Origin of the sequence: Vibrio sp. 1874, from assembly GCF_033344395.1 — a bacterium.
Classification (GTDB): Bacteria; Pseudomonadota; Gammaproteobacteria; order Enterobacterales; family Vibrionaceae; genus Vibrio; species Vibrio alginolyticus.
Genome location: NZ_JAWPOR010000002.1, coordinates 335,912 through 361,955 on the forward strand (window position 1 = coordinate 335,912; position 26,044 = coordinate 361,955).

Here is a 26,044-nt window from a genome sequence, read left to right on the forward strand (position 1 = left end):
CGTGTGTTAAGCCTTGTTATTAAAAGCTTCACTTCATTGTGAAGGGATGATGTTTACATGAAAAAAACACCAAAGCAGCAAAAGAACAGAAAGCTGATGAATCACTACTCAGCTTGGAAATATGTCGTATTAATCACGACGGTCATTATTTTAACCCTAAGTGCTATACCAACTTGGTTTGGCGAACAGCCTTCTATCCAGTTGACGTTTGCGGATCAAAACAACAGTGAAATGTCGGTTGTTCATCTGAATCAACTGCTAAAAACCAACCATATTTCAGCCGACAAAATCATCGAAAAAGACGGCAAAACAACCATTGTATTCGATGGTGAAGATGCGCAAAGTAAAGCTCGTGCGTTGTTAAACAAAGAGCTAAATAAAGACGACAGCATCACTTTCTCATACGTATCGGTTGCGCCAGAATGGTTGAATGAGATGGGCTTTAGCCCAATTAAACTCGGTCTTGATCTTCGTGGTGGCGTTCAGTTCTTGTTGAATGTTGATGTGAATAAAGCGTTTGAAGAGCAACGTGATGCGTTGATTGATGAAATCAAAGCGAATCTGCGTGATCAACGTGTTCGTGGTGTGCAAGTTCGAGCAGAAAGCGGCAACCGAATTACGGTAAACAGTGACAGCGAGCAAGCATTGTCGGAAGTAAACAAGTTCTTGCGTCAAAACTACCCGGGCTGGATTTCAAAAAGTTCATCTCGTGGCTTTGTGCTTGAACCGAGTGAACAAAATATCCAAGAATTTCAATCGTCGACTCTTCAACAAAACCTGAAGATCATGCGTGGTCGTATTGAAGAACTTGGTATCACAGAAGCACTAGTGCAACGCCAAGGTAAAGAGAGCATTCGAATTGAGCTCCCTGGTGTACAAGATCCTGCTCAAGCGAAAAACGTTATTGGTGCAACAGCAAGCTTGGCGTTTTATGAAGTGAAAGATGCGAGCCAAGCACACAGCAGCCAAGATCTTGTTCTTCAAGATAATGACGGTCGTACTGTGATTTTGGCAAAACGACCAGTTCTAACGGGCGAGCACATCGTGAACGCTCGTGCTGGTGTCGACAAAATGGGCATGTCAGAGGTAAATATCTCTCTTGACCACGCTGGTGGTAAGAAAATGAGTGACTTCTCAGCGACTCACATCGGCAAGCCAATGGCGACCGTTTACCGTGAATACAAAACAAACGATCGCGGTGTAACTGAGCGTAGTGAGCGCGTTATCAGCGTCGCGACTATTCAATCTCAGCTTGGTAGCCAGTTCCGTATTACTGGGGCAGGTAGCATGGACGATGCGCAGCAGTTGGCGCTATTGCTTCGCGCGGGGTCACTGACCGCGCCAGTTACTATTGTGGAAGAGCGAACAATCGGTGCTTCTCTGGGTGCAGAAAACATTGAAAACGGCTTTGCAGCACTGGCTTTAGGTATGGGACTAACACTGACCTTTATGGCACTTTGGTACCGCCGCTTAGGTTGGGTAGCGAACGTGGCGCTTTGCGCCAACATGCTTTGTTTGCTTGGCTTAATCGCCTTGTTACCAGGAGCGGTTCTAACGCTTCCGGGTATTGCCGGTTTAGTGTTAACCGTCGGTATGGCAGTAGACACCAACGTTATTATCTTTGAACGTATTAAGGACAAAATGCGTGAAGGCCGCAGCTTCGCTCAAGCGATTGATCTTGGCTTTGACAGCGCATTCTCGACCATCCTTGATGCCAACATTACTACCATGATCACCGCCGTGATTTTGTACGCCATCGGTAATGGCCCAATCCAAGGCTTTGCCTTAACACTCGGATTAGGTTTGTTAACCAGTATGTTTACAGGCGTATTTGCCTCTCGAGCAATGATCAATTTAATTTGGGGCCGCGATGCCCGTCGTGATGTGAGGGTTTAATCATGGTCGAAATGCTAAAACAAAATATTCGTAAAATTCGTTACTTTACTACGCTAGTTTCCATCATTTTAACGGTGATCGCGATCGTCGCTCTAGGCTTTAAAGGGTTGAACCTAGGTTTGGACTTCACTGGCGGTATGGTGACAGAAGTAAAGGTAGATAAGCAGCTAACTAACCATGATCTGCTTGACGTTCTGCAACCAAAGCTTGGTGAATCTGCGTCAGTGACACGCTCTGGTGAAGATGGCCGTTGGGTGATTCGTTACTCTGCGCCGGAAGATGGACAAACGTTGCCAAGTGTAGAAGAGGTGTTGAAGCCAATCTCTCACCAAGTTGATGTTGTCAGCAACAGTATAGTTGGCGCTCAAGTTGGCCAAGACTTGTTTGAACAAGGTGGCTTAGCATTGTTGATTTGTGTGTTGAGTATTCTCGGTTACTTGTGTTTCCGTTTTGAGTGGCGTTTGGCCAGTGGTTCACTGTTTGCTTTGGCCCATGATGTGATCTTAGTGCTTGGTTTCTTTGCAATTACTCAAATGGAGTTCAACTTAACCGTTTTTGCAGCGGTGTTAGCAATTTTAGGTTACTCATTGAATGACTCGATCATCATTGCAGACCGAATCCGTGAGCTGTTGATTGCGAAACAGAGTTGGAAAACAGAAGACATCAATGATCAAGCTGTTATCGCGACGTTTTCACGCACTATGGTGACATCTGGTACGACATTGATCACTGTTGGTGCATTATGGATTATGGGAGGAGCGCCTTTGGCTGGTTTCTCAACCGCCATGTTTATTGGCGTTCTGTCGGGTACATGGTCTTCGATTTCGATTGGTACTGTGCTGCCGGAGTGGTTGAAACTGGAGCCGAAACATTATCTTCCAGTTGAGATTGACGCAGCGCCGTAGCATTATTTTTAAGGTAAAAGTGCTTGCGCCACTCATCTTGAGTGGCGCTTTTTTGTGCTTATTTCACGCGCATCAAGCGATGTTTCACAAGTCCCAAATCGAACTCTAAGACTTGTGAGCGCTTCATTGCTTCGACTTTATTCAACATCGACTCTTGGTAGCCTTTCTTCTTCATCCACTGAAGAGGTACAGAGAAAGCATCTTCATTAACGACATAAGACTCGCCTTTATGCTCACCGCTATAGACGTTCACAACCCAAACTCGGGCTTGAAAGTCCAATACTTCACCCATGACTTTAGCGATTTTATTCAGAATATTTTTCATTGTTTCCAGTTTGCCTTAGCTTAGTAGCAACCAGACACCAACCCCCATCATTAAAGTGCCTGCGATACGGTTCATTAGGCGTACATTCTTAGACTGACCTAATACGTGTTTCAACCCTTTACCACCAGTAGCGTACAGAGACATGCAAATGAACTCAAACAGTAAAATAATGGAGACAAGTATGATCAGTTGCGGTGCAAGTGCTGCGTTTTGGTCTATAAAAGGCGGTAAAAGAGAAATCATAAATGCCCAGCCTTTTGGGTTTGCGATTGCGGTAACGAAGCCTTGCATGATAAGTGCGATATTGTCACTCTTTGGTGTTTCTAAGTTGTCGACATTAATCGCAAGTTTCCCTCGCGACCGCCACATTTCAACACCAAGATAGAGTAAATAACCGCCACCAATGAACTTTAACGCGATAAACATCCAAGGATAATTGAGCATAATCGCAGCGATACCTAACACCGCAGAGACTGACACCAGCGCAACACCGAGAAGCTCTCCTATCATCATCCATAACGTGCGACGATAACCGATACTCATACCTAACGTTAGGGCGAGAGTCATGCACATACCAGGCGTGATTGAGACAAAAAAGAAAGTAGGGATGAACATACTGAGCAATGCAAGATTCATATCTGTTGATGATTTAGTGATTAAAGAGAAGCCACAAAGATAGTGCAAAGTGGAAAAGGATGCTACTACAAAGCGAACGATTACTTTCACTAGTAGCTAGTTGATGTTCTTCGAATATATAAATTTAAAATGAAATTATATTTTAATCTATGCGTCATAATAGTGCGTATTGCTCCAGTATGAGACAAGCTCTTATATCATTTTTAGATTAAATATATTTAATTTATTATATTTTATCGGTATTAATCATCACTGTATTAAAATAATCGAATTGATAACTAAATTATCATTAAATGCAGTAATTAAATGATATGTTTGATAATTATTTTTACTGATAATTGAATTATTATTCTAATATCAAGTTTGTTGTAATCATATAGGCTTAAAATTCAGATCTTAAATCATGACATAATGTAACGTCTACCATTCTGTATGTAAGTTCATGATATTTAATAATTATGTTTCTATTTCTGTTGGTGTGGCTTTTGTGGAAGTGAGATTTAAAACAATGACTTATGTAAAATTAACCATTTTATAACATTTCACGGGTAATGAGATCTAAATCAATCTTATGCAATTGGATGAGTTTTTTATTTGAAATGTAATATTTCTAGGTTAACTTAAAATAAAGGAAGCACGGGATTGGTTGTCAAAAGAATAAATAAACACGTCAGTTGGTGAACTATTTCATCAGTGTATTAAGTTTGCTTTTTAAATGCCGTTAAGAATGGAGTCTTCAATGAAGAAAGTCGCTTTGATCACTGGATCAAAAGGCGGAATTGGTTCTGCTATTTCCTCTCAATTAGTCAATGACGGTTACCGTGTAATCGCTACTTATTTCACAGGTAACTACGAATGTGCGCTGGAGTGGTTCAACAGCAAAGGGTTTACCAAAGATCAGGTTCGCCTTTTTGAGTTGGATGTAACAAACACGACAGAGTGTGCAGAGAAATTGGCGCAATTGCTTGGGGAGGAAGGAACCATTGATGTTGTTGTCAACAACGCAGGAATCACACGTGATGGCGTGTTTAAAAAGATGACTGCGCAAGCTTGGAATGATGTCATCAATACCAACCTCAATAGTTTATTCAACGTTACGCAACCCCTCTTTGCTGCAATGTGCGAAAAAGGCGGTGGTCGTGTCATCAATATCTCTTCAGTCAATGGTCTTAAAGGGCAGTTTGGTCAAGCAAACTACTCGGCGGCGAAAGCTGGGATGATCGGTTTCTCTAAAGCCTTAGCATACGAAGGTGCTCGCTCGGGTGTGACAGTTAATGTTATCGCTCCGGGTTACACGGGTACGCCAATGGTTGAGCAAATGAAGCCAGAAGTGCTGGAATCCATCACGAACCAAATTCCAATGAAACGTCTTGCGACACCAGAAGAAATTGCAGCATCAGTGAGCTTCTTGGTCAGCGATGCGGGCGCCTACATCACCGGAGAGACTTTGTCGGTGAACGGCGGCCTATACATGCACTAAGGAGAGAAGATGATGGAAAAAGTATTTATCGTAGCGGCGAAGCGTACTCCAATTGGTGCTTTTGGTGGCAGCCTGAAAAATACTTCTGCTGGCGATCTGGCAGCAGTAGCGATTAAAGGCGCGTTGGAAGCGGCAAAGTTGCCTGGCGACAAGGTTGACGAAGTGATTGTTGGCAACGTTGTTGGTGCAGGTCAAGGAATGGGTGTTGGCCGCCAAGCGGCACTGTTTGCGGGGATTCCTGAATCTGTTCCTGCATATGGCGTAAACATGGTTTGCGGTAGTGGCATGAAAACGGTCATGGATGCCGTGTCCCATATCCGTAGTGGCGATGCTGAGATCGTTGTAGCAGCGGGTGTTGAGGTCATGTCTCAGATTCCGTTTGCTGCACCAAGCAGCATTCGTGATGGCAACAAAATGGGCAATCTGGAGCTAAAAGATCTGCTCATAGCGGACGGTTTAACCGATGTTTACAACCAATATCACATGGGTGTGACGGCAGAAAACGTAGCAAAACAAATCGGCTTAACTCGCCAGCAGCAAGACGAATACGCGCTGTCTAGCCAACAGAAAGCGGTAGCCGCTATCGAAGCTGGCAAATTTCAAGACGAAATTGTGCCAGTGGAAGTAAAGCAACGCCGTGAAACCGTGATGTTTGATACGGATGAATACCCAAAAGCGAACGCGACAATGGAAGCCTTAAGCAAGCTACGTCCTGCTTTTGACCGCGAAGGCACTGTGACTGCGGGTAATGCATCAGGCATTAACGATGGCGCGAGTGCGATTATCGTGGCGTCTGAAAGCGCAGTTAAAGCGCATGGATTAACGCCGCTTGCTGAGATTGTAAGCTATGCGCAATCGGGTCTTGATCCGAAGATCATGGGCCTAGGTCCTGTTGAGTCGGTCAATAAAGCACTCGAAAAAGCAGAACTCACAGTAAATGATATCGACGTTTACGAGTTAAACGAAGCATTTGCAGCGCAAGCACTTGGCGTGATTCATCAGTTGGCGGAAACAAACCAAGTTCCAGTTAACGCGATTCAAGATAAAGCGAACTTTAACGGTGGTGCTATCGCGCTAGGACACCCGCTTGGTGCATCTGGAAACCGAATCTTAGTCACGCTGGTTCACGAGCTTCATAAGCAAAATGGTCAATATGGCGTTGCTTCACTTTGTGTGGGCGGCGGCATGGGCACGGCTGTGGTTGTAAAGACAGTTAAGTAATTATTTAAAAGGACATTTTTAATTCTTTCTCTAGGAGACAAACCATGTACACAGATTTCTTCAAAACATTTAGCGATCAAACTGAAAAAAATCTAGAACCTTACTTGAAGTTCAACAAGCTAGTGACAAAAAACGTAGAAGTGTTGACCGAGCTTCAATTGAACGCCATTCGCACATACAGTGAAGTGGGTCTAAACCAGATGAAAGCAGCGACAGAAATCAAAGACGTAACGTCATTGACTGCTTTCAACAGTCAGCAACTAAGCGTACTTACTAAACTTTCTCAACAAATGATGGATGACAGCAACAAGCTTCAAGCGATTGCAAAAGAGTTCAAAGAAGACGTTGAGAAAATGACTTCGGAAAATCTAAAGACTGTTACTCCAGTGTAATTTGTCCGATTCTCGCCGCCCCTAGATTTGGGCGGCGTTGTTTTTTCCGAATATAGGAGTAAGACTATGTTTCAACACTTCTTTTCGGACTATCTTGTGAAGCTTCAGGAAACCAATCATCAGTGGTGGCATGATTTCGAAGTGAACAAGGCAGTCGTGAACTCTCCTTTAAACAAGGCCATGCAAGAAGTGAACTTTGAGGATACTGCCAAACTGTTCGAACAAGCTGCGAATCAGCCTGCTGCGATTTTAAAGCTGCAAGCACAGTGGTGGGAACAGCAGCTGCAAATTTGGCAGAATGTTGCATTGGCAGGGAACCAAGCACAAATCGTCGAAGCTGAAAAAGGGGATAAGCGTTTCTCAAACGAAGCATGGCAAAATGAAGCCATGTATAGCTTCATCAAACAATCCTACCTTTTATTTAGTAAGACCTATCTGGACACCATCGAGTCTTTGGAAGGCTTAGATGAAAAGACGAAAGAACGTATTATTTTTTTCTCTCGCCAAGCCATTAACGCCCTTTCTCCTTCCAACTTCATCGCCACTAACCCAGAGCTTTTGAAGCTGACACTTGAGCAAAACGGTCAAAACTTACTGGCAGGCTTAGAGCAGTTGAAAGAAGACGTTGAGTCGAGCGCAGACATTTTAAAAATTCGTATGACGAATAACAATGCATTCCGCGTGGGAGATGACGTTGCGACGACACAGGGCAATGTGGTTTTTCAAAACGAATTGTTTGAGTTGATTCAATATCGACCTCTAACAGAGAAAGTGAATGCGACGCCGCTGCTCATCGTCCCACCTTTCATCAATAAATACTACATCCTTGATTTAACGGCAAAGAACTCAATGGTTCGATGGTTGTTAGAGCAGGGGCACAGTGTATTTATGATGTCTTGGCGCAATCCAGGCAAGGCACAAGCGCACATAGAGTTTGGTGACTACGTGACAGAAGGCGTAGTGAAAGCCGTCGCTGCAATTGAAGATATAACAGGACAAGAGCAAATCAATGCCGCTGGTTACTGTATTGGTGGTACTGTTTTAGCAAGCACGGTTGCGTACTACGCTGCAAAACGTATGAAGAAGCGCATTAAGTCTGCCACTTTCTTCACCACGTTGCTCGACTTCTCTCAACCAGGTGAAGTCGGCGCGTATATCAATGACACCATTGTTAGTGCAATTGAAGCGCAAAATAACGCAAAAGGGTATATGGACGGCCGTTCCTTAAGCGTGACGTTTAGTTTACTGCGTGAAAACAGCTTGTACTGGAACTACTACGTCGACAATTACTTGAAGGGTAACAGTCCGGTTGATTTCGACTTGTTGTACTGGAATAGCGATAGCACCAACGTCAGCGCTGCATCTCACAATTTCTTGCTTCGCGAGCTCTATTTAGAGAACAAGCTGGTGCAAGATAAAGGCGTCAAAATTGGTGGAGTATGGATTGATCTCAATAAGATCAAAATTCCTAGCTATTTTGTGTCAACGAAAGAAGACCACATTGCGTTATGGCAGGGAACTTACCGTGGTGCGCTGAACACGGGTGGTAACAAAACGTTTGTCCTCGGTGAGTCTGGTCATATTGCGGGCATCGTGAACCCTCCAGCTAAAAATAAGTATGGTTATTGGTTGAACGATAATTTGGATGACTCTGCTGATGAGTGGTTGAATAACGCGGAACACAAAGAGGGATCGTGGTGGACACACTGGAACGAGTGGTTACTCCAATTCAACCCTAAAGAGCAAGTTGAGCCTTTCCCTATTGGCTCAGAAAACCATCCGGTTATTGATGAGGCGCCAGGACAATACGTCAAACAGGTTCTGCCAGTAAAAGAATCTTAAACAACTCCCTATAGCAGTAAATCTTAGCGGCCTTTATGGTCGCTTTTTTTATGTATGATTGCTTGTTTATTGTTGGCAAGTACCATTGAGTAATAAATAAAAAGCGCCGAGCATTTGCTCGGCGCTCAGTGTCAACAAATAGGCTAGTTGACGAGTAGAGATGTGTTACGTTACACCTCTTTATCCTTACCAAATGACAGCAGCCAGAGAGAGATTGCTGCTACCGCCACAAAGCCGGAAAGAATAATCACTGGCATAGCACTGTAGCCAAGGATATGCCAAATTACAGATTCTAATGTACTCATGGTAAGTCTCCTTAGTGCCAGCCTTCAACGCCGCTCATGTCTGGTAGTTTGTGCGCAATACCTTTGTGACAGTCTACACATGTTTTCTCGCCTGAAGCTAGAGCGGTGGAGTGTTGTTCTGCCGCACGTGATCCTTGCTGAGAGTAATCCATGAAATCAAACTCATGACAGTTACGACATTCAAGAGAGTCATTCTTTTTCATACGTGCCCACTCTCGTTCTGCGAGGTGTCCACGACGCTCTTGGAACTTCTCTGGCGTATCGATCGTCTTCGTTACGAAGTGTGCAAATAGCTCTTTAGATGCCTGTACTTTACGAACGATCTTATCCGTCCATTCATGAGGAACGTGACAGTCTGAACAAATCGCACGAACACCAGAACGGTTGGAGTAGTGAATTGTTTCTTGAATTTCAGCAACGATCGGCGCGTGACAGCCAGAACAGAATTCTTCTGTGTTGGTTGCTTCCATACCTGTGTTGAATGCGCCCCAAAATAGAAGGCCACCAGCGAAGCCTAGAAATAAAACCACACCAGCGGCAGCTTTACTCGGGCTCGACAGTCTCTTCCAAAACGCTTTAAGTATTTTCATAAGTAACCTCTTAGTACTCGCGTTTCAATTACTGAAGCGAATCGACTGCCTTAAACTCGTTTTCCACTAGTGGTTTTGCATCCGTTTGTGGAACGTGACATTGCAAACAGAAGTAACGACGAGGAGACATATCTGCCAGTACCGCATCTTCTCTGTTTACATAGTGCGTTACGCTAATTTTAGTCGCACCTGACTCTTTTGCATTTTTCCAGCTATGGCATGCAAGACACTTGTTAGCATTTAACGAAATTTCGTAGTGACGAATGCTGTGTGGGATCAACGGTGGTTGATAAACATAGCTGTCTTCAACAATTTGATCTTTAGGGAAGTCTTTGAACTCGTCTGCTGGACGCGTATCTTCCAATTGAGACATTCCACGTAAAGATTCTAGACCTCCAATACCACCTGGATTATCCAACTCAGCTTGCGCAATGCCTGTCACTAACGCACCTACAGATAAAACTGCGACAAGTAATTTTTTCATCATTTCATCTCCGCCTTTATGGCTTAAATTCTTTATTAGGCCGCCATAATGACGGCCGTAGCATTCAGTATCTGAAGGTTAAGCAATCTTAGTGATTTTGACTGGGCACTTCTTAAAGTCTGTCTGTTTAGACAGTGGATCAGTCGCATCTAGGATAAGCTTGTTAATCAAAATACGTGCATCAAAGAACGGTACGAATACCAAACCTTTTGGCGGACGGTTACGACCGCGAGTTTCAACACGAACGCGTACTTCACCGCGTTTGTTTGCCATGAGTACTTCTTCACCACGACGAACATTGCGTGCTTTTGCGTCTTCTGGGTGCATGTAACACACTGCGTCTGGTACTGCTTTGTATAATTCAGGTACACGACGAGTCATGGTGCCTGTGTGCCAATGTTCAAGAACACGACCAGTACATAACCACATATCAAATTCATCGTTCGGTACTTCTGGTGGCGCTTCGTATGGCGCGGAAATGATCTTCGCTTTGCCGTCAGCATTGCCGTAGAAGTCCCAACCAGAACCTTCTTTCGCGTATGGGTCTGAACCTTCTTTAAAGCGCCACTGTGTTTCCTTACCATCAACAACAGGCCAACGTAGACCACGTACTTGGTGGTAGCGGTCGTATGGAGCCAAATCATGCCCGTGACCACGGCCAAATGTTGCGTATTCCTCAAACAGACCTTTTTGAACATAGAAACCGAAGTGGTGAGCATCGTCATTCAGTTCACGAGCTTCTTCGATAGGGAATTTGTCGACGTTACCATTGCGGTAAAGTACGTCGTACATTGTTTTACCACGGTATTGAGGCGCTTTCGCTAGAAGCTCTTCAGGCCACACTTCTTCCATTTTGAAGCGTTTCGAGAACTCCATTAGTTGCCAAAGGTCCGATTTTGCTTGACCGACTGTGCCCACTTGTTGGTACCAAGCTTGGGTACGACGCTCTGCGTTACCGTAAGCACCTTCTTTTTCAATCCACATTGCGGTAGGAAGAATAAGGTCTGCTGCTTGTGCTGTTGCTGTCGGGTATGGGTCAGACACAACGATGAAGTTTTCTGGGTTGCGGTAACCTGGAAGACGTTCTGTGTTGATGTTTGGACCGGCTTGCATGTTGTTGTTACATTGAACCCAGTAACAGTTCAGAACGCCGTCATTCAGCATACGGTCTTGCAATACGGCGTGGAAGCCAGGTTTTGGTGGAATCGTACCTTCTGGCAGTTTCCAGATGTCTTCTGCAATCTTACGGTGTTTAGGGTTAGCAACCACCATATCCGCTGGTAGGCGGTGAGCAAACGTACCAACCTCACGAGCGGTACCACATGCTGATGGTTGGCCCGTTAGTGAGAATGGGCTGTTCCCCGGAGTCGAGATCTTACCGGTTAGTAGGTGGATGTTGTAAACCAAGTTATTCATCCATACACCACGAGTATGCTGGTTCATACCCATCGTCCATAGAGACATCACTTTCGTGTTTGGATCCGCGTATTGCTTCGCAAGCTCGATAAGCTTCTCTTTCTCAACACCAGAGATTTCAGATGCTTTCTCTACTGTGTATGGCGCTACTGATTTCTTGTACTCTTCGAATGAGATAGAAGTGAGTTTGCCAGAGTTCGGGTTCTTCGCTGCTTTTTGTAGCGGATCATCGTCACGTAGACCGTAGCCGATGTCAGTGTCTGCTTGAGTGAAGTTCGTGTGTTTGTTCACGAAGTCCCAGTTTACTGCATCGTTTTCGATGATGTAGTTTGCGATGAAGTTAGCAATTGCAAGGTCAGACTGAGGATTGAAAATGTAGCCGTGGTCTGCCAACTCAAATGAACGATGGTAGTAAGTAGAAAGCACGTTCACTTTAACGTGAGGGTGGCTTAGGCGGCGGTCAGTAATGCGAGTCCATAGAACCGGGTGCATCTCTGCCATGTTTGAGCCCCAAAGAACGAAAGCGTCTGCGTTCTCAAAGTCATCGTAACAACCCATTGGCTCATCGATACCGAATGCGCGCATGAAACCTACAACGGCAGAAGCCATACAGTGGCGAGCGTTTGGATCAATGTTGTTTGATCGGAAGCCTGCTTTCATTAACTTTGATGCAGCGTAGCCTTCCATTACTGTCCATTGGCCTGAGCCAAACATACCTACGCTTGTTGGGCCTTTTTTCTCGAGGGAAGCTTTCCATTTCTCAGCCATGATGTCGAAAGCGTCATCCCAAGAGATAGGTGTAAATTCACCATCTTTGTGGAATTTGCCATCTTTCATTCGTAGCATCGGTTGAGTTAGACGGTCTTGACCGTACATGATCTTAGAAAGGAAGTAACCTTTGATGCAGTTCAGACCTTTGTTTACTGGTGCTTCTGGGTCACCCTGTGTTGCTACCACTTTGCCGTTTTGAGTGCCAACAAGAACAGAACAGCCTGTACCACAGAAACGACAAGGTGCTTTGTCCCATGTGATTTTGGTTTGATCAGAGCTTGCAATCAGGTTGGCTGCAGATGCTGGTAGTGTCACACCTGCGACAGCAGCAGCTGATGCAGCCGCGTTTGCTTTCACAAACGCACGTCTTGTCATTTTCATACTTCACCCTCGATTTGGGAATGTTGTGTTCCAGTGTCTTCTTCATCCGTTTCTTCAAGCCCAGTTTCGATTTGGTGATAAACCAATACCGTGCTTAAGACGTTCGGTAAATTGTTAATGGCATCGATAGTGTCTGTGATGAAACCTTGGTTCTCAGTTTCAAGTACGACGATAATCTTGCCTTCAGGACTGTCACCATAGATTTCCGCATTTTCGTGTGCTTCTATCTTTTGTTTGATTTCGTCCAAATGTTCCGGCAGCACATGTACTACCAAACTTGAAATATGCACTTCATTTAGTGACATATAGCTCTCTCATTTATTTTTATTGCCTTTGGCCGACGACATTCGGCTTAGGCTGTTGTATTGCTCACATTGATGGATGAAGTCGGGCACACTGAAACACAGGCGCCGCAGCCGTTACACTCATCAAGGTCTAAATTGGGTTGTGCTACTTTCCCCAGTTCTAATTTGAACTGAATTGCCATCGGGTCGCACATATCCCCACAACTTCGGCATTCGACATTTTGTTTTGCTAAGCAGTTATCGTTGATACTTGCTTTTGCTTGCCAAGGTTGTTCTGTTTCTGGCAAGAAAAGGGGCTCAGGACAGGCGTTTGCACATTGATAGCAAAATGTGCATTCATCGATGGAAAAATCGACCGAGGGGAATCCGCCATCACTTTTGGTTATAATCTTTGTTTCACAGGCCTCAATGCATTTACCGCAGCGAGTGCAATCGTCCGTAAACTGTTGCGGTTTAGTTAACCAAGGCAAACGTACGGCGTTGTCGGGGTGCGCTTTTCTTGCAAAGAGTCTTCTTCTGGAAAGGTCTACCACTTAGTCACCTCGAAACTTGGAACCCAAACTAAGCATAGTCCACAATTTTCATTAATAAACTGTCATTTAAACTAACGAAATTGTAGTTTTTGACATATTTGTATAAATACCTCTTAGGGGGTAAATGGTATGCAATATTGTTTTGGATCAATAAATTCCGTCGCAGGTGATCACATATTGATAAAGTTGAAAGGTAATGGGTTCATTGCACGTACATATAGGATTGTTAATGGGCGAGGAACTCAGATTGTTTAAAAATGTGAAAAAGTCGGTGACGCGCACGATTGCATCCGCGATGCTTCTTATTTTGCTGCTCTCAGTCGCTACGACTGGTTTTGCGATTTTTACGTTAGCGTCGAGTTTGAACGATGCTGAAGCCGTCAATGTTGCTGGCTCGATGCGAATGCAAAGCTACCGTCTGGCGAATGATATTCAGGTTAAATCTGTTGACTATTCTTCACATATTGACGCATTTGAACATTCGATATATTCACCTTCAATGAAAGCGCTTCAGCATTGGTCTGTGCCAGAAGACATCACTCACGATTACTACCGTCTTATTATCAGATGGCATGAACTCAAGGCGGTGCTGAGAGGAGACAACCCGGCAGAATATCAACTCCTAGTGGCCGGTTTTGTTGAACAAATCGATGAGTTTGTATTTAAGCTGCAGAGCTTTTCGGAGCAAAAACTGATTAACTTAGCCTGGATCGGCGGGTTAGGGTTGGGGGGCATTCTTTGTGTCAGTATGTTTGTCGTTCATTTTGTGCGCCTCGAAGTTGTTCGGCCTCTGCGTGCCTTAGTTTTTGCTAGCGAGCAAATTAAAAATCGCTCATTTAATATATCGCTCAATGTATCCAGCGATAATGAAATGGGAATACTGACTCGAACCTTTAATCGGATGGCGACAGACCTTGGTAAGTTGTACCGAGGATTAGAACAAGCGGTTGATGAGAAAACACGTAAATTGCAGCATGCCAACCAGTCTTTAGAGGTGCTGTATGACTCGTCAAAAGAACTCACGGCGTCGCGTATTAATCAAGACAATTTCCAGGCGATTTTGCAGCATATCGTCAGTCTTGAGGGCATTAAAGCGGTCAAACTTGAAATCGAGCAGCTGGGAGAACCGAGCTGGATATTGATGGAAGGAGAAGAATGCTGCCAAGATTGTGATGAAGATTGCCACGGTAAAGCCCTGATGCTAGATGGTGAGCACTTGGGTTATTTATATTGGAAAGCAGGGTTACCTTGTCCGAACGAGGCTCTTATTGACAACTTCGTGCAGATTTTATCACGCGCCGTGTATTACAATCGGGCGCAGCGCCAAGCAGAACAAATTCTGCTGATGGAAGAGCGAGCCACTATTGCTCGGGAGTTGCATGATTCATTGGCTCAAGCACTCTCTTACTTAAAAATTCAGGTCGCTTTGTTAAAGAGAAGCGTAAAGAACTTGCCTGACGAAAAGGCGATCGCGCAGGCTAATCAAGTTATTGCTGAGCTAGATACGGGCTTATCTGCGGCTTATACGCAGTTACGCGAGTTACTGACGACGTTTCGTCTTACGATTAAAGAGGGCAGTTTTGGCCAAGCATTGCAAGACATGGTTGAAACGCTCAGTGAACAAACTGCTGCGGACATTACGCTAAAAAATAGACTTTCATCAACTGAACTGGATGCACATCAGCAGGTTCATTTACTACAGTTGATAAGAGAAGCGGCAATTAATGCTATCAAACATGCGCAAGCAGATAATATTCACATTCAATGTCTCGATAATGATGGAAAAGTCACAGTAACCGTTAGCGACGATGGAATAGGCTTTGAACATCAAGACGAAAAATTAAATCATTACGGTATGAGTATCATGCAAGAGCGGGCCGCTAGACTGCATGCCGATCTTCACATCGAAGCATCGATAAACAAAGGTTGTACCGTAAAATTAGAATTCCAACATAGTAAGGAAGTAAACAGTGACAGTGTGTAAAGTAATGCTGGTGGATGATCACCCACTCATGCGAAGAGGTATCCACCAGCTTTTAAGCTTTGAGCCTGAGTTTGAGGTCATTGCAGAAGCAAGTAATGGCGCGGATGCAGTAGCGAAAGCGCATGAGCTGGAACTGGATCTTGTACTTCTTGATCTTAATATGAAAGGCATGTCTGGCCTTGATACTTTGCAAGCACTGCGTGCAGATGGCTGTGAAGCCAGAATTGTCATTCTAACCGTTTCGGATAGCCCAGCAGATATAGAAGCAATAGTTCGAAGTGGTGCCGATGGCTATTTATTGAAAGACACTGAGCCCGATGAGTTGGTTGAGTTGCTAAAACAAGCGCATCAAGGGGACAAGGCATACAGCCAAGAAGTTTCTAAGTATTTGAGTGAACGTTCAGAGCAAGAGGACGTGTTTGATACACTGACCGATCGTGAATCTCAGATCTTAAGAGAGGTGGCAAGAGGTTTCCGCAACAAGCAAATTGCCGATCGTCTTTTTATCTCTGAGTCTACGGTTAAAGTACATATGAAGAGTTTACTTAAAAAGCTTCAAGTTCCTTCTCGTACTGCAGCAACCGTCCTTTATCTTGAGCGCTTTGGCGACATCAAATAACATTGTTGGATTTGAATCTGTAATAATAAATAAAATCAAACAGTTATATTGATTCTGACGAATAAAAAAACCGCCTGTTAGGCGGTTTTTTTACTTGTCTGGGCGAATAGAGTACAAGTCACTGTTGTGCTTACCACACTCCAAATAGTACTGATAAGCCACTTTTTTGCTTTCAGCAATGACTCTCATGCAGTGCATTTTCCCCTGTTCAAAATATCGAATCTCATATTCTACACTGGTATCAAGTTGCTCAGCGGCTGCCATACTTCGCCTCCATAAACCATCCAAAAAACATCCATGCAAATTATATGCCGTTATAGGGAGCGTCGTTCGGTACGTTTTTTAGCCGATAATTGCGCTCTAACTCACTTTTTTGCGGATAGCTGTGATCAAAAAGTTAATTTCAAACTCTATATATTATTAAGGTGGCAATCAATATTTGTCACACTGGTGTAAGTTTGCCGCAATACTAAGTGATACAGGTTGAGTATAGAACTTAATCAACAGAAAAGGGAATACGAATAAGTGACTAAATTAAAGGGTGTATCTAATAAGGCGCTTCGTTATGGCCTTCTATTTTGCTTCGTATTTCTGCTTGCCGGTTGTGCGAAAAAGTTTTTATACAGCAATATCGATTGGTTCGTGCTCGATTACTTAGAGGACTATGTCTCGTTGCAAGGGGAACAAGAAGTCCTGGTGGAAGAGCGCTTATTATTGTTGGCAGACTGGCACAAGAAAGAGGAGTTACCATTATATATCGAACATTTAAAAGACCTTGAGAGATTAAAAGCGAGCGATATCACCTTAAATTACTTACAACAAAATCGAGATAGAATGCGAGCGCATTACGATAGAGTGGTCAGCAAAGCAGCACCAGATCTTTTTGCGTTAAGTTTGCAATTAACGAAAGAGCAAGAACGCGAGTTTTTGAGTAATGTACAAGAACATTATCAAGAGCGAAACGCAAAATATGCCGATAAGACAGAAGACGAAGTGCGTGAAATTATTCTGGATAACACTGAAGAGTGGATGGAAGAATGGCTAGGGAATCTATCAGGAAATCAGCGTCAATTAGCTCAAAGATTTTCTCAGCAAGTTATTTTAAACAGCCCTTTATGGAGAGATTATCGAGCCACGGTATATCAAGAGCTCGAATACTTGTTCGACAACAAATCTAATGTTGTGACTTATCAAGATATATTTATGCGACTCTTGTTCGAGCCAGAGAGTTATTATAGTGAGCAGCTTTCTCTGAATATTGACTCTAACTTTGCATTGGTTGATCAACTGACATTAGATGTTTCTCGTTCGATGACCGATAAGCAATGGCGTCATTTTCGTGAAAAGGTTAAAGAGTGGCGAGTACTGGCTGAGGAACTTTTAGATTAAATTCATACTTCAATGAGCGAAAGCAAAGCGCAAAAGCCTTTCTTATCAAAAAATGATTCAAAGCAAATTCTTATTGAGCTAAGAGCGTAACATAGCGTGAGGTTTGATGAGGCAACGTCAGCTTATCAATGCGTGATAATGCCTCATCGTACAAAACAATGAGAATAAATATGAAACATTTAGTTGAAAGATTTCTTCGATACGTCACGTTTGATACCCAATCCAATCCACATGTGACGCTTTGCCCAAGTTCACCTGGTCAGCTTGTGTTTGCTGAGTTACTTAAAAAAGAGATGATCGAGCTTGGTTTAAGTGACGTGACTTTGGATAAAAATGGCTACTTGATGGCTAAACTGCCAGCCAATGTTGATTATGAGGTTCCTCCTATCGGCTTCATTGCCCATATGGATACCGCGCCGGATGCATCTGGCAAAAACGTAAAGCCGCAATTCATCGAAGATTACCAGGGTGGCGATATTGCATTAGGGTTGGGGGATGAAGTGTTATCTCCCGTGCAATACCCAGATTTACATCACCTACATGGCCACAATCTTATTACTACCGATGGCACTACATTACTTGGCGCGGATAACAAAGCTGGTATCGCAGAGATTCTTTCCGCGGTAGCTCTGCTACTGGAAAACCCAGACATTCCACACGGCGACATTTGTATCGGCTTTACTCCGGATGAAGAAATCGGTCGTGGTGCAGATTTGTTTGATGTTAAAAAATTTGGCGCGAAATGGGCATACACTATAGATGGTGGCCCGCAAGGTGAATTGGAATACGAAAACTTTAATGCAGCAAACGCTGATGTAATTTTTCATGGAGTTAGCGTTCATCCAGGTACCGCAAAAGGCAAAATGGTCAATGCGATGAACTTGGCTGCGAAATTTCAAGTTCAAATGCCCCAAGATCAAACTCCGGAAACAACCGAAGGTTACGAAGGGTTCTTCCATCTAAAATCGGCAGAAATGGGCGTTGCACGAAGCGAGCTAGGTTACATTATTAGAGACTTTGACCGTCAAAGACTTGAGGATCGAAAAGCCTTTATGCAGAAACTCGTCGATGAAATGAACACGGGTTTACGCCATGGTTCTGTAGAGCTAAAAATAAAAGACAGCTATTACAATATGAGAGAAATGGTTGAGCCTTACCCTCATATCATTGAGCTGGCAAAGCAAGCGATGGAAGCGTGTGATGTGGAACCGATTATAAAACCTATTCGTGGTGGTACAGATGGTGCCCGTTTATCTTTTATGGGTTTGCCGTGCCCGAATATCTTCACCGGTGGTTTTAACTTCCACGGAATTCATGAGTTTATTTCTGTTGAAATGATGGAAAAATCAGTACTCGTTATTGTCAAAATTGCTGAGCTCACAGCGAAAAAACACAGTTAAAAGACTACGTCGAGACCTCTTGCAGATTTAATAACAAAATAGCCCAGATCTCTCTGGGCTATTTAAATATTAAGATGGAATACTAGCGCACGTCTTTGTCTTCAATTTCAATGTCTTCTAGCGGTAACCAGTCGACTTTCACACCCGCTTGGTCGAACATATCTTGACTGACTTGGATTTTATCTCCCCAGCGAGATAAAAAGTCTTCAGACTGCTCAGGGCAGTGTACGTGTGAGATCCCTGTTTGAATGATCTTTGCCGCGCAGTTAGGGCAAGGAAAATGCGTTACCCAAATATCACATCCGTCTAAGTCACGTTTTGAGAACAAAATTGCGTTCTCTTCCGCGTGCAGTGTTTTAAGGTATTTCAACTCGCGCTCATCGGTGTCGACACTGTCAGAAACACCATGCGGATAGCCATTAAATCCAACAGATACAATGCGATTCTGTTTAGTAATAACGGCACCGACTTGTGTTGATGGGTCCTTACTCCAAGACGCCACTAGTTCTGCCATCTGGTAAAAGCGTTTCGCCCATTTAGAAATCATAGTCATCCTCTCTGTCGAAGGCGTTGAATTAATTGAATGATAACCCATTTATATTAAAAAAATAGTCAAAATCGGGGTCTTGAGTATGAAGGCGTCACTTTTTACCTTTTTAGCCACAAAACGTTCTTATCTTGAGCACTGAATCTCACTTTACGCCCGAATACAATACTCCCGTTAGTGTTTCCAAGCACACGCTAAAATTCGCGATCTCCTAAGGCGTATATTAAATAGTTATGATTGAGTTGTATGTATATTGCTCATTGAATACCACTGTTAACTAAATTACTTTATTTTCCTTTTGTTTCTCATGTTTACATTTAGAAACACCTTGGGCGCTTTTCAGTGAAGTTTTCAGTGGCAGCAAGGAGTAAGGTTGATAGGAATTCAACAATATCCTGTTCTATAAAGACGGTAAATACATGCAAAAGAAACCACTTGTCGCACTAATGGCGGCTACAGCAATCCTCGCTGGATGCGGGGAAGCTAATAATGCCCAAACGAAAGGTCAAGCGCCTCTCGTAGTGACTCAGGATGTCACGGTTATCGACTACCAACCGAGCAAGTCTTATATCGGTCGCATTGAAGCAGTAGAAGATACCAATATTACCGCGCAGATTTCTGGCTACTTAAAAGCTCGTCACTTTGAAGAGGGGCAAATGGTAGAAAAAGGGCAGCTCCTTTACTCTATCGAGCCATCTTCTTTTGAAGCCCAAGTCGCGAGTGCTAAAGCCGCACTTGCACAAGCTAAAGCGGCGCTAAAAAAAGCCGAATTAGATCATACTCGAGGTAAAAACTTGTTGCCTCGCGGTAGTATCTCTCAATCTGAGTTTGATGCTTTAACTGCGGCACTTCTTGGTGCGAGAGCAGAGCTAGAAGCGGCAAATGCTCAACTTAAACTTGCTGAAGTTAACCTTTCCTATACTCAAATCCGAGCACCTTTTAGCGGACGTATTAGTGATACCAAAGTGAGTACGGGTGATCTGGTTTCTCCATCATCTGGCGTGCTGACAACTCTGGTGAGTTTAGATCCAGTTCATACCTCATTTAGTGTGAGTGAGCGTGAGCGTTTAGCTATGGGTATGGATCAAGTAAAAGGTGATGGCTCGGCTGAATCAAACCGCGTTGAAGTTCAGCTTGAACTGGAAAATGGACAGTTTTTTGAGCATCTAGGTAAGCTTGATTTCTTAGGTAATCGTATTGACACCAAAACGGGTACGATTGCTATGCGCGCGCTAGTGCCAAACCCAGAGCAGAAGTTACTTCCGGGTCAACACATCAAAGTGAACTTGAGAGATAAGAACACGAAAGACGTTATTGTTATCCCACGACGTGCCGTACAGACTGACTTAGAAGGTGACTTTGTGATGGTGATGGCTGAGGGAAGTGTGGCAGAGCGTCGTAACGTCGAGCTTGGCCCTCAGGTTGAACAAGGCATTATCATTCGAGAAGGGCTCGATCAGGAAGATACGGTTATTACACAAGGCCTACAACGTGTGCGTAATGGTGTAGAAGTGCGCCTTCAAGCACCTGCTGAAGATAAGCAGTAGGGGGCACTATGTTAAGTCGTTTCTTTATTCAGAGACCTAAATTCGCGCTGGTTATTTCGATCATATTAACGCTAGCCGGCGCGATCTCACTGGCGATTTTGCCAGTGGCTGAGTACCCACAGATAAGCCCGCCATCAGTAAGCGTTTCGGCTTACTACACTGGCGCGAGTGCGGAAGTTGTCGAGCAGGCCATTGCGGACCCCATAGAGACGTCAGTCAACGGCGTTGAGGATATGATATACATGTCTTCAAAGAGCGCGAACGATGGCTCTTACAGCCTAAACGTCACGTTCGATGTTGGCACCGATCCAGATATGGCGCAAGTTAACGTGCAAAACCGCGTGTCACAGATTGAGTCAAAACTGCCTCAAGAAGTTCGCATGGTTGGTGTGACGGTGAAAAAGCGTTCACCTGACTTGCTGATGGTACTTAACTTCTATTCACCTGATGGCAAATACGATGATCAGTTCTTGATTAACTACATTAACTTGAATGTAAAAGATCAGTTGGCTCGTGCGAAAGGTATCAGTGAAGTTAACGTGATTGGTGGTGGCGAATACGCAATGCGTGTTTGGTTAGATCCTGAAAAAATGGCCAACCTTAAGCTAACCACGTCAGACGTATACGCCGCTTTGGCTGAACAGAACGTTCAAGTTGCGGCAGGGCGTGTAGGTGCAGCACCATACAACAATCCGCAAGAAGTTCAGTTTAACCTTGTGACCAAAGGTCGCTTGGAAAGCGTGAGTGAGTTTGAGAACGTAGTCCTTCGAGCTAATCCCAATGGCTCTACGGTTTATCTGAAAGATGTTGCTCGCGTTGAACTAGGCAAAAAGTTCTACGATGGTAACGGTAAGTTCCGTGGCCAGGACGCGTCAATCGTTGCGTTGTCTCTTCAATCGGATGCGAATGCGTTAGAAAGTGGTCAGGCCGTCATGGAGCTCCTTGAGGGCTTGAGCAAAAACTTCCCAGAGGGAATGGAATACGAGACCAGCTACGATACAACCGTGTTCGTATCTGAATCGATCAAAGGGGTAGTAAAAACACTGATTGAAGCGATTCTATTGGTGATCGCTGTAACTTACTTGTTCTTGGGTAGTGCGCGTGCAACGTTGATTCCTGTTGTCGCGATCCCCGTTTCTCTGATTGGTACGTTTGCCATCATGCAGGCAACGGGCTTCACCATTAATACGGTTACTTTGTTTGGCCTGATCCTTGCGATTGGTATCGTGGTGGACGATGCGATTCTGGTTATCGAAAACGTCGATACTACCATGGCGAAAGACCCAACCATTTCACCGCGTAAAGCGACGTTGCTAGCGATGAAAGAAGTAACGGGACCAATCATCACGTCGACCTTGGTTCTACTTGCGGTATTCATACCCGTCGCCATGCTGCCAGGTATCACCGGTATCATGTATCGCCAGTTCGCTTTGACCATCTGTATTTCGGTTGTGATTTCATCCATCAATGCATTGACGCTGTCTCCAGCACTTTGTTCTCTGGTATTGAAGCAGGGTGGGGGCAATACCGCTAACTGGTTCCAGGCTTTCAACCGAGGCTTAGAGCGCATCACTACGCGTTATGGCCAGATCGCTGGTTTCTTGGTGAAGAAGTCTTTACTGCTCGTGACGTTCTTTATAGTTGCTATCGCAGCGGTCACTTTCTTTGCGAAAACCACCTCTACAGCGTTTGTTCCTCAAGAAGATAAAGGCATTTTGCTGGTTAACGTACAGCTACCAGATTCAGCCTCTTTATCACGTACTGAAGAAGTCACCAATGATTTAATGAAAATGATCGGTGAAGAACCTGGTGTGGATGGTGTGACGGTTGCGAACGGTTACTCGTTTATGACAGGCGCAGCAGCATCAAACGGTGCTTCTGTATTTATCAAATTGCATGACTGGGATACTCGTAACTCGCTGCAAGGAGAGCACTCTGCTAATGCTATCGCGGCACGTATTAACGGTCGAGCGGCGACAGAGTTACCTCAAGCGGTTGTTTTTGCGATGGGACCACCGGCGGTTCCTGGTATGGGCGCTGCGTCTGGTTTTGAGTTTGTGCTTGAAGACACGCTAGGGCGAAGTCGTACCGATTTGTCGATGGTCATGGGAGAAATGATCCAAGCGGCTAACCAAGCGCCTGAAATTGCCTACACGTTTAGCACGTTCCGCGCGAATGTTCCGCACTACTACGTTGATATCGATCGTGAGAAAGCGCAGCAATTAGGTATTTCGCTGTCGTCTATTTTCCAAACCTTGCAAGGCAACTTAGGTTCGCTTTATGTGAATGACTTCACCATGTTTGGTAAGAACTTCCGCGTAACCATGCAAGCTGATAGCCAGCACCGTAGCAGCATGGAAGATCTAGAGCGTTTCCATGTTCGTTCTTCGAACGGTGATATGGTTCCGTTAAGTACGCTAGTGAGCTACGAGCAAGTGTTTGAGCCTGATGTGGCATGGCGTTACAACATGTACCGCAGTGCTATCATTCAAGGCCAACCAGCTCCGGGTTACTCTAGTGGTGATGCGATTGCCGCAATGGAACGCGTTGCTGCTGAAGTTCTTCCGCAAGGGTACACGTATGAATGGACAGGTATGGCTTATCAGGAAGTGCTTGCGGGCAACCAAGCCATTTATGCGTTTGCGCTGGCTTTGATCTTCATTTACTTGTTTATGGTGGCTCAGTATGAAAGTTGGAGTATTCCACTGGCTATTATTTTGGTGGTCCCAGTAGCCACGTTAGGTTCCTTCCTTGCGTTAAATCTAACTGGCACGCCGCTTAACTTGTATGCCCAAATTGGTCTTGTCTTGCTCATAGCCTTGGCGGCGAAAAACGCAATTTTGATTGTGGAGTTCGCCAAGCAAGAGCGTGAAGAAAAAGATGCTGATATCGATAGTGCAGCGGTTAAAGGAGGCACGTTACGTTTCCGCGCTGTGAATATGACATCTTGGTCATTTATCCTGGGTATCTTCCCGCTTATCTTTGCCGCTGGCGCGGGGCACGTGAGTCAAAACTCACTCGGCGTGTCGCTGATTGGTGGTCTATTGTGTGTGCTTCTAGCAGGTACATTCTTGATCCCAGGCTTCTACGCTTTGGTGCAAAGACAGCGTGAGAAAGTTCATGGCGGCAACACCAAGCTGGTTCCTCTTGATGATGAATAATCACATCCGAAGTGCGCAGTAAGCACGAAGTGACAATTGAAAAAAAGCCCGAAGCAATGATTGCTTCGGGCTTTCTATTTTGAAAAGGGTTATTTTAGCGCAGTTTTGAATTGTGCAACGGCTTCATCCATATCATGAGCTTGAGCAGAGACAGAGTTCACTTCATGCAAGCATTCCTGAGCGGATTGCATGTTATTCTCAGATATTGCGTTTAGCTCGGTGATTGAACCGCTAACTTGGTTCATCACGATACCTTGTTCTTCAATTGCTGAAGCTATGCGCTCCGAATTACCTTGAATTGAATGCATGTCAGTAATGATCTGTTGCAGGCTAGAATCCAGTTTTTCAGAAGCATTAAGTGTTTGTTGCCCTTGATCGTTACATTGATCAATATCAGCAACAACTGTAGACATTTGAGTTTGAATGTCTGCAACGACCCGTGTGATTTCCTCTGTGGATTGATGAGTTCGGCTAGCTAGGGCGCGTACTTCATCGGCGACAACTGCAAACCCGCGGCCTTGTTCTCCTGCTCGCGCGGCTTCAATTGCTGCGTTGAGAGCTAGTAGGTTGGTTTGCTCTGCAATTTCTTGGATGATGTTCACGGCACCACCAATTTTATCTACATGCTGATTCAGCGAGCCAATCGACTGCTGGCTGTTTGATAAAATCGTGGTTAGTTGACCGATGTTGGTTACCGTCGCCTCAACAACTCCTCGACCTTGCTCGGCATTATTCGCTGCCTGATGTACGCCTTCTACCGCAACTGATGTGCTTTCAGAGATTTCACCTATTGTGGCAACCATTTGCTGAACTGCCGTCGCCATTGATGCTGTGTGGTCAGTTTGCGTGTGGAATTGCTCCATAACGCCTTCTAACTCACGATGCATATTATCGGTACTTGCAGTGAGTTGCGCCGATTTTTCTTGGGTACTACTAATTAGATGCTCAAGCTTATCCAATAGGTCATTGAGGTGATGACTGATATCAAATAGCTCGTCTTGACCTTTCAAATCAGATCGAAGTCCCATGTTGTTCGTTTCGCTGATACTTCGAATGGTGCCAAGTAAGCTATTCACTCGCGTATTGATTGAACGTGAAATTTGCCAAATCAATGCGAAAATAACGACTAAGATCAGAGCTGTAATGACCTGCTTGATGGTCGACATTTGTTCATCACGTTGTGCGGCAGCAGAGCTAAGGGCTGTGGAAAAGGTTTCAAATTGCTCTTCTACGGCATGGGATAATGCGCGAGTTTCACCGAGTAGGCCTTTGTCATAAGCAACCCCAACAACTTGCTTTTGGGCCGCCAATTGCTTACCTGTTTTGATAAGCTCCGGAGCATATTGCCCCTCAAGCAAGTCACTATTGAATAGTCCTGCTTTTACCGCAGAGTCAAAACGGACTAATGCCAATAACTGCTGGTGGTCTGAACGTTGTTTAGCTTCTAATAGTGCTTGTTCGTAACCGGCGAGAAGCCCACTCTTTGAATCAAGCCCGTATCGTTGGTAAGCGCTGACCAGATTCTGAAAGCCCCTTTGGTATGCGAGCAAGTCTTGCTTAAATTGTTGACTGGAAGGTAATTCATTACTCTTGAGTATGCTCGCAAGCTCTTTTTCTGTGTCTATAAACTTGTCAACATTGGCGTCAAACTTATTTAGATATTTGTCATTACTACGCAGTAGGAAATCTTTTTCATTTCTGCGTAAGTTGAGTAAGCGTATTTCTAGATCACCAACGAGTTTGATGGCGTGATTAAGATCATTGCTCTTATTTTCAAAATGGGATGACGTACCCAAAAGGGCCACGATGCCTAAAATGGCGATAACTCCGAGGAAGTAGAGTTTTTGCCTAATAGTCATATTGTTGTTTCCTGAATAAGTAACTAAAAAGAGAAATCCAATGAGATTTCCAAGGG

Annotated in this window: 23 protein-coding genes; 12 read left to right on the forward strand and 11 right to left on the reverse strand. The window is 44.4% G+C overall.

Features of this window, described 5'->3' with window-relative positions:
• Window positions 1–57 precede the first annotated feature (57 nt).
• Both secD and secF read left to right on the forward strand, forming a co-directional pair.
• The gene (gene secD, locus R8N46_RS05565) at window positions 58–1,896 is read left to right on the forward strand and encodes a protein translocase subunit SecD (RefSeq protein WP_005373570.1); all 1,839 of its coding nucleotides are present in this window, start codon (window positions 58–60) and stop codon (window positions 1,894–1,896) included.
• A gap of 2 nt (window positions 1,897–1,898) precedes the next feature.
• Window positions 1,899–2,801: a protein translocase subunit SecF gene (gene secF / locus R8N46_RS05570; RefSeq protein ID WP_005373567.1), complete on the forward strand. Its 903-nt coding sequence runs from the start codon at window positions 1,899–1,901 to the stop codon at window positions 2,799–2,801.
• A 58-nt stretch (window positions 2,802–2,859) separates the two neighbouring features.
• Here secF and R8N46_RS05575 read toward each other — a convergent pair whose 3' ends face one another.
• The gene (locus R8N46_RS05575; RefSeq protein ID WP_017635186.1) at window positions 2,860–3,126 is read right to left on the reverse strand and encodes a hypothetical protein; all 267 of its coding nucleotides are present in this window, start codon (window positions 3,124–3,126) and stop codon (window positions 2,860–2,862) included.
• Window positions 3,127–3,141: 15 nt separating this feature from the next.
• Window positions 3,142–3,762, reverse strand: coding sequence for a LysE family translocator (locus tag R8N46_RS05580; RefSeq protein ID WP_021035942.1), 621 nt, complete (start codon window positions 3,760–3,762; stop codon window positions 3,142–3,144).
• A gap of 739 nt (window positions 3,763–4,501) precedes the next feature.
• Between R8N46_RS05580 and R8N46_RS05585 the strand changes: the two genes are divergently transcribed.
• The 4 genes from R8N46_RS05585 to phaC all read left to right on the forward strand — a co-directional run bounded on the left by R8N46_RS05585 (window position 4,502) and on the right by phaC (window position 8,697).
• Complete coding sequence (locus tag R8N46_RS05585) at window positions 4,502–5,242, forward strand: SDR family oxidoreductase (RefSeq protein ID WP_005373555.1); 741 nt, start codon at window positions 4,502–4,504, stop codon at window positions 5,240–5,242.
• 12 nt (window positions 5,243–5,254) lie between these two features.
• Entirely contained in the window at window positions 5,255–6,463 is a 1,209-nt protein-coding gene (locus R8N46_RS05590; protein WP_053349411.1) for an acetyl-CoA C-acetyltransferase, read from the forward strand.
• A 44-nt stretch (window positions 6,464–6,507) separates the two neighbouring features.
• Window positions 6,508–6,855, forward strand: coding sequence for a phasin family protein (locus R8N46_RS05595; RefSeq protein WP_213972229.1), 348 nt, complete (start codon window positions 6,508–6,510; stop codon window positions 6,853–6,855).
• Window positions 6,856–6,921: 66 nt separating this feature from the next.
• On the forward strand, window positions 6,922–8,697 hold the full coding sequence (gene phaC / locus R8N46_RS05600) for a class I poly(R)-hydroxyalkanoic acid synthase (RefSeq protein ID WP_017819891.1): 1,776 nt from the start codon (window positions 6,922–6,924) through the stop codon (window positions 8,695–8,697).
• A 170-nt stretch (window positions 8,698–8,867) separates the two neighbouring features.
• On the opposite strand, the gene R8N46_RS05605 is transcribed toward phaC, so the two are convergent.
• The 6 genes from R8N46_RS05605 to napF form a co-directional block, all read right to left on the reverse strand.
• Window positions 8,868–9,002 (reverse strand): TIGR02808 family protein, encoded by a 135-nt coding sequence (locus R8N46_RS05605; RefSeq protein WP_005373546.1) that lies wholly within the window; start codon window positions 9,000–9,002, stop codon window positions 8,868–8,870.
• 11 nt (window positions 9,003–9,013) lie between these two features.
• Window positions 9,014–9,592 carry a NapC/NirT family cytochrome c gene (locus R8N46_RS05610; RefSeq protein ID WP_005373542.1) on the reverse strand — a complete coding sequence of 193 codons (579 nt, stop codon included), beginning with the start codon at window positions 9,590–9,592 and terminating at the stop codon, window positions 9,014–9,016.
• A gap of 28 nt (window positions 9,593–9,620) precedes the next feature.
• The gene (locus R8N46_RS05615) at window positions 9,621–10,076 is read right to left on the reverse strand and encodes a nitrate reductase cytochrome c-type subunit (RefSeq protein ID WP_005389061.1); all 456 of its coding nucleotides are present in this window, start codon (window positions 10,074–10,076) and stop codon (window positions 9,621–9,623) included.
• A gap of 78 nt (window positions 10,077–10,154) precedes the next feature.
• Complete coding sequence (gene napA / locus R8N46_RS05620; protein WP_005389060.1) at window positions 10,155–12,644, reverse strand: periplasmic nitrate reductase subunit alpha; 2,490 nt, start codon at window positions 12,642–12,644, stop codon at window positions 10,155–10,157.
• Window positions 12,641–12,949 carry a chaperone NapD gene (locus R8N46_RS05625; protein ID WP_005373535.1) on the reverse strand — a complete coding sequence of 103 codons (309 nt, stop codon included), beginning with the start codon at window positions 12,947–12,949 and terminating at the stop codon, window positions 12,641–12,643. Before R8N46_RS05625 ends, napA begins: the two co-directional genes overlap by 4 nt.
• Window positions 12,950–12,996: 47 nt before the next feature.
• A complete protein-coding gene (gene napF / locus R8N46_RS05630; protein ID WP_005373529.1) occupies window positions 12,997–13,482 on the reverse strand; it encodes a ferredoxin-type protein NapF in 486 nt (161 codons plus the stop codon).
• Between the two features lie 247 nt (window positions 13,483–13,729).
• Between napF and narQ the strand changes: the two genes are divergently transcribed.
• Complete coding sequence (narQ, locus tag R8N46_RS05635; RefSeq protein ID WP_025767926.1) at window positions 13,730–15,466, forward strand: nitrate/nitrite two-component system sensor histidine kinase NarQ; 1,737 nt, start codon at window positions 13,730–13,732, stop codon at window positions 15,464–15,466.
• A 4-nt stretch (window positions 15,467–15,470) separates the two neighbouring features.
• Window positions 15,471–16,085, forward strand: coding sequence for a response regulator (locus R8N46_RS05640; protein WP_031777156.1), 615 nt, complete (start codon window positions 15,471–15,473; stop codon window positions 16,083–16,085).
• Window positions 16,086–16,175: 90 nt separating this feature from the next.
• On the opposite strand, the gene R8N46_RS05645 is transcribed toward R8N46_RS05640, so the two are convergent.
• The gene (locus tag R8N46_RS05645) at window positions 16,176–16,349 is read right to left on the reverse strand and encodes a hypothetical protein (protein ID WP_005373524.1); all 174 of its coding nucleotides are present in this window, start codon (window positions 16,347–16,349) and stop codon (window positions 16,176–16,178) included.
• Between the two features lie 261 nt (window positions 16,350–16,610).
• Here R8N46_RS05645 and R8N46_RS05650 point away from each other — a divergent pair, with 261 nt between their 5' ends.
• Together R8N46_RS05650 and pepT are read left to right on the forward strand one after the other, a co-directional pair.
• Window positions 16,611–17,474 carry a DUF6279 family lipoprotein gene (locus R8N46_RS05650; protein WP_047101217.1) on the forward strand — a complete coding sequence of 288 codons (864 nt, stop codon included), beginning with the start codon at window positions 16,611–16,613 and terminating at the stop codon, window positions 17,472–17,474.
• Window positions 17,475–17,644: 170 nt separating this feature from the next.
• Entirely contained in the window at window positions 17,645–18,874 is a 1,230-nt protein-coding gene (gene pepT, locus R8N46_RS05655) for a peptidase T (protein WP_031781280.1), read from the forward strand.
• Window positions 18,875–18,956: 82 nt separating this feature from the next.
• Here pepT and R8N46_RS05660 read toward each other — a convergent pair whose 3' ends face one another.
• Window positions 18,957–19,421: a dCMP deaminase family protein gene (locus R8N46_RS05660; protein WP_005373515.1), complete on the reverse strand. Its 465-nt coding sequence runs from the start codon at window positions 19,419–19,421 to the stop codon at window positions 18,957–18,959.
• Between the two features lie 419 nt (window positions 19,422–19,840).
• Here R8N46_RS05660 and vmeY point away from each other — a divergent pair, with 419 nt between their 5' ends.
• Together vmeY and vmeZ are read left to right on the forward strand one after the other, a co-directional pair.
• Window positions 19,841–20,968: a multidrug efflux RND transporter periplasmic adaptor subunit VmeY gene (gene vmeY, locus R8N46_RS05665; protein ID WP_017635193.1), complete on the forward strand. Its 1,128-nt coding sequence runs from the start codon at window positions 19,841–19,843 to the stop codon at window positions 20,966–20,968.
• Between the two features lie 8 nt (window positions 20,969–20,976).
• On the forward strand, window positions 20,977–24,129 hold the full coding sequence (gene vmeZ / locus R8N46_RS05670; RefSeq protein WP_017635194.1) for a multidrug efflux RND transporter permease subunit VmeZ: 3,153 nt from the start codon (window positions 20,977–20,979) through the stop codon (window positions 24,127–24,129).
• Between the two features lie 89 nt (window positions 24,130–24,218).
• Here vmeZ and R8N46_RS05675 read toward each other — a convergent pair whose 3' ends face one another.
• Complete coding sequence (locus tag R8N46_RS05675) at window positions 24,219–25,988, reverse strand: methyl-accepting chemotaxis protein (RefSeq protein ID WP_171346088.1); 1,770 nt, start codon at window positions 25,986–25,988, stop codon at window positions 24,219–24,221.
• Window positions 25,989–26,044: the final 56 nt, after the last annotated feature.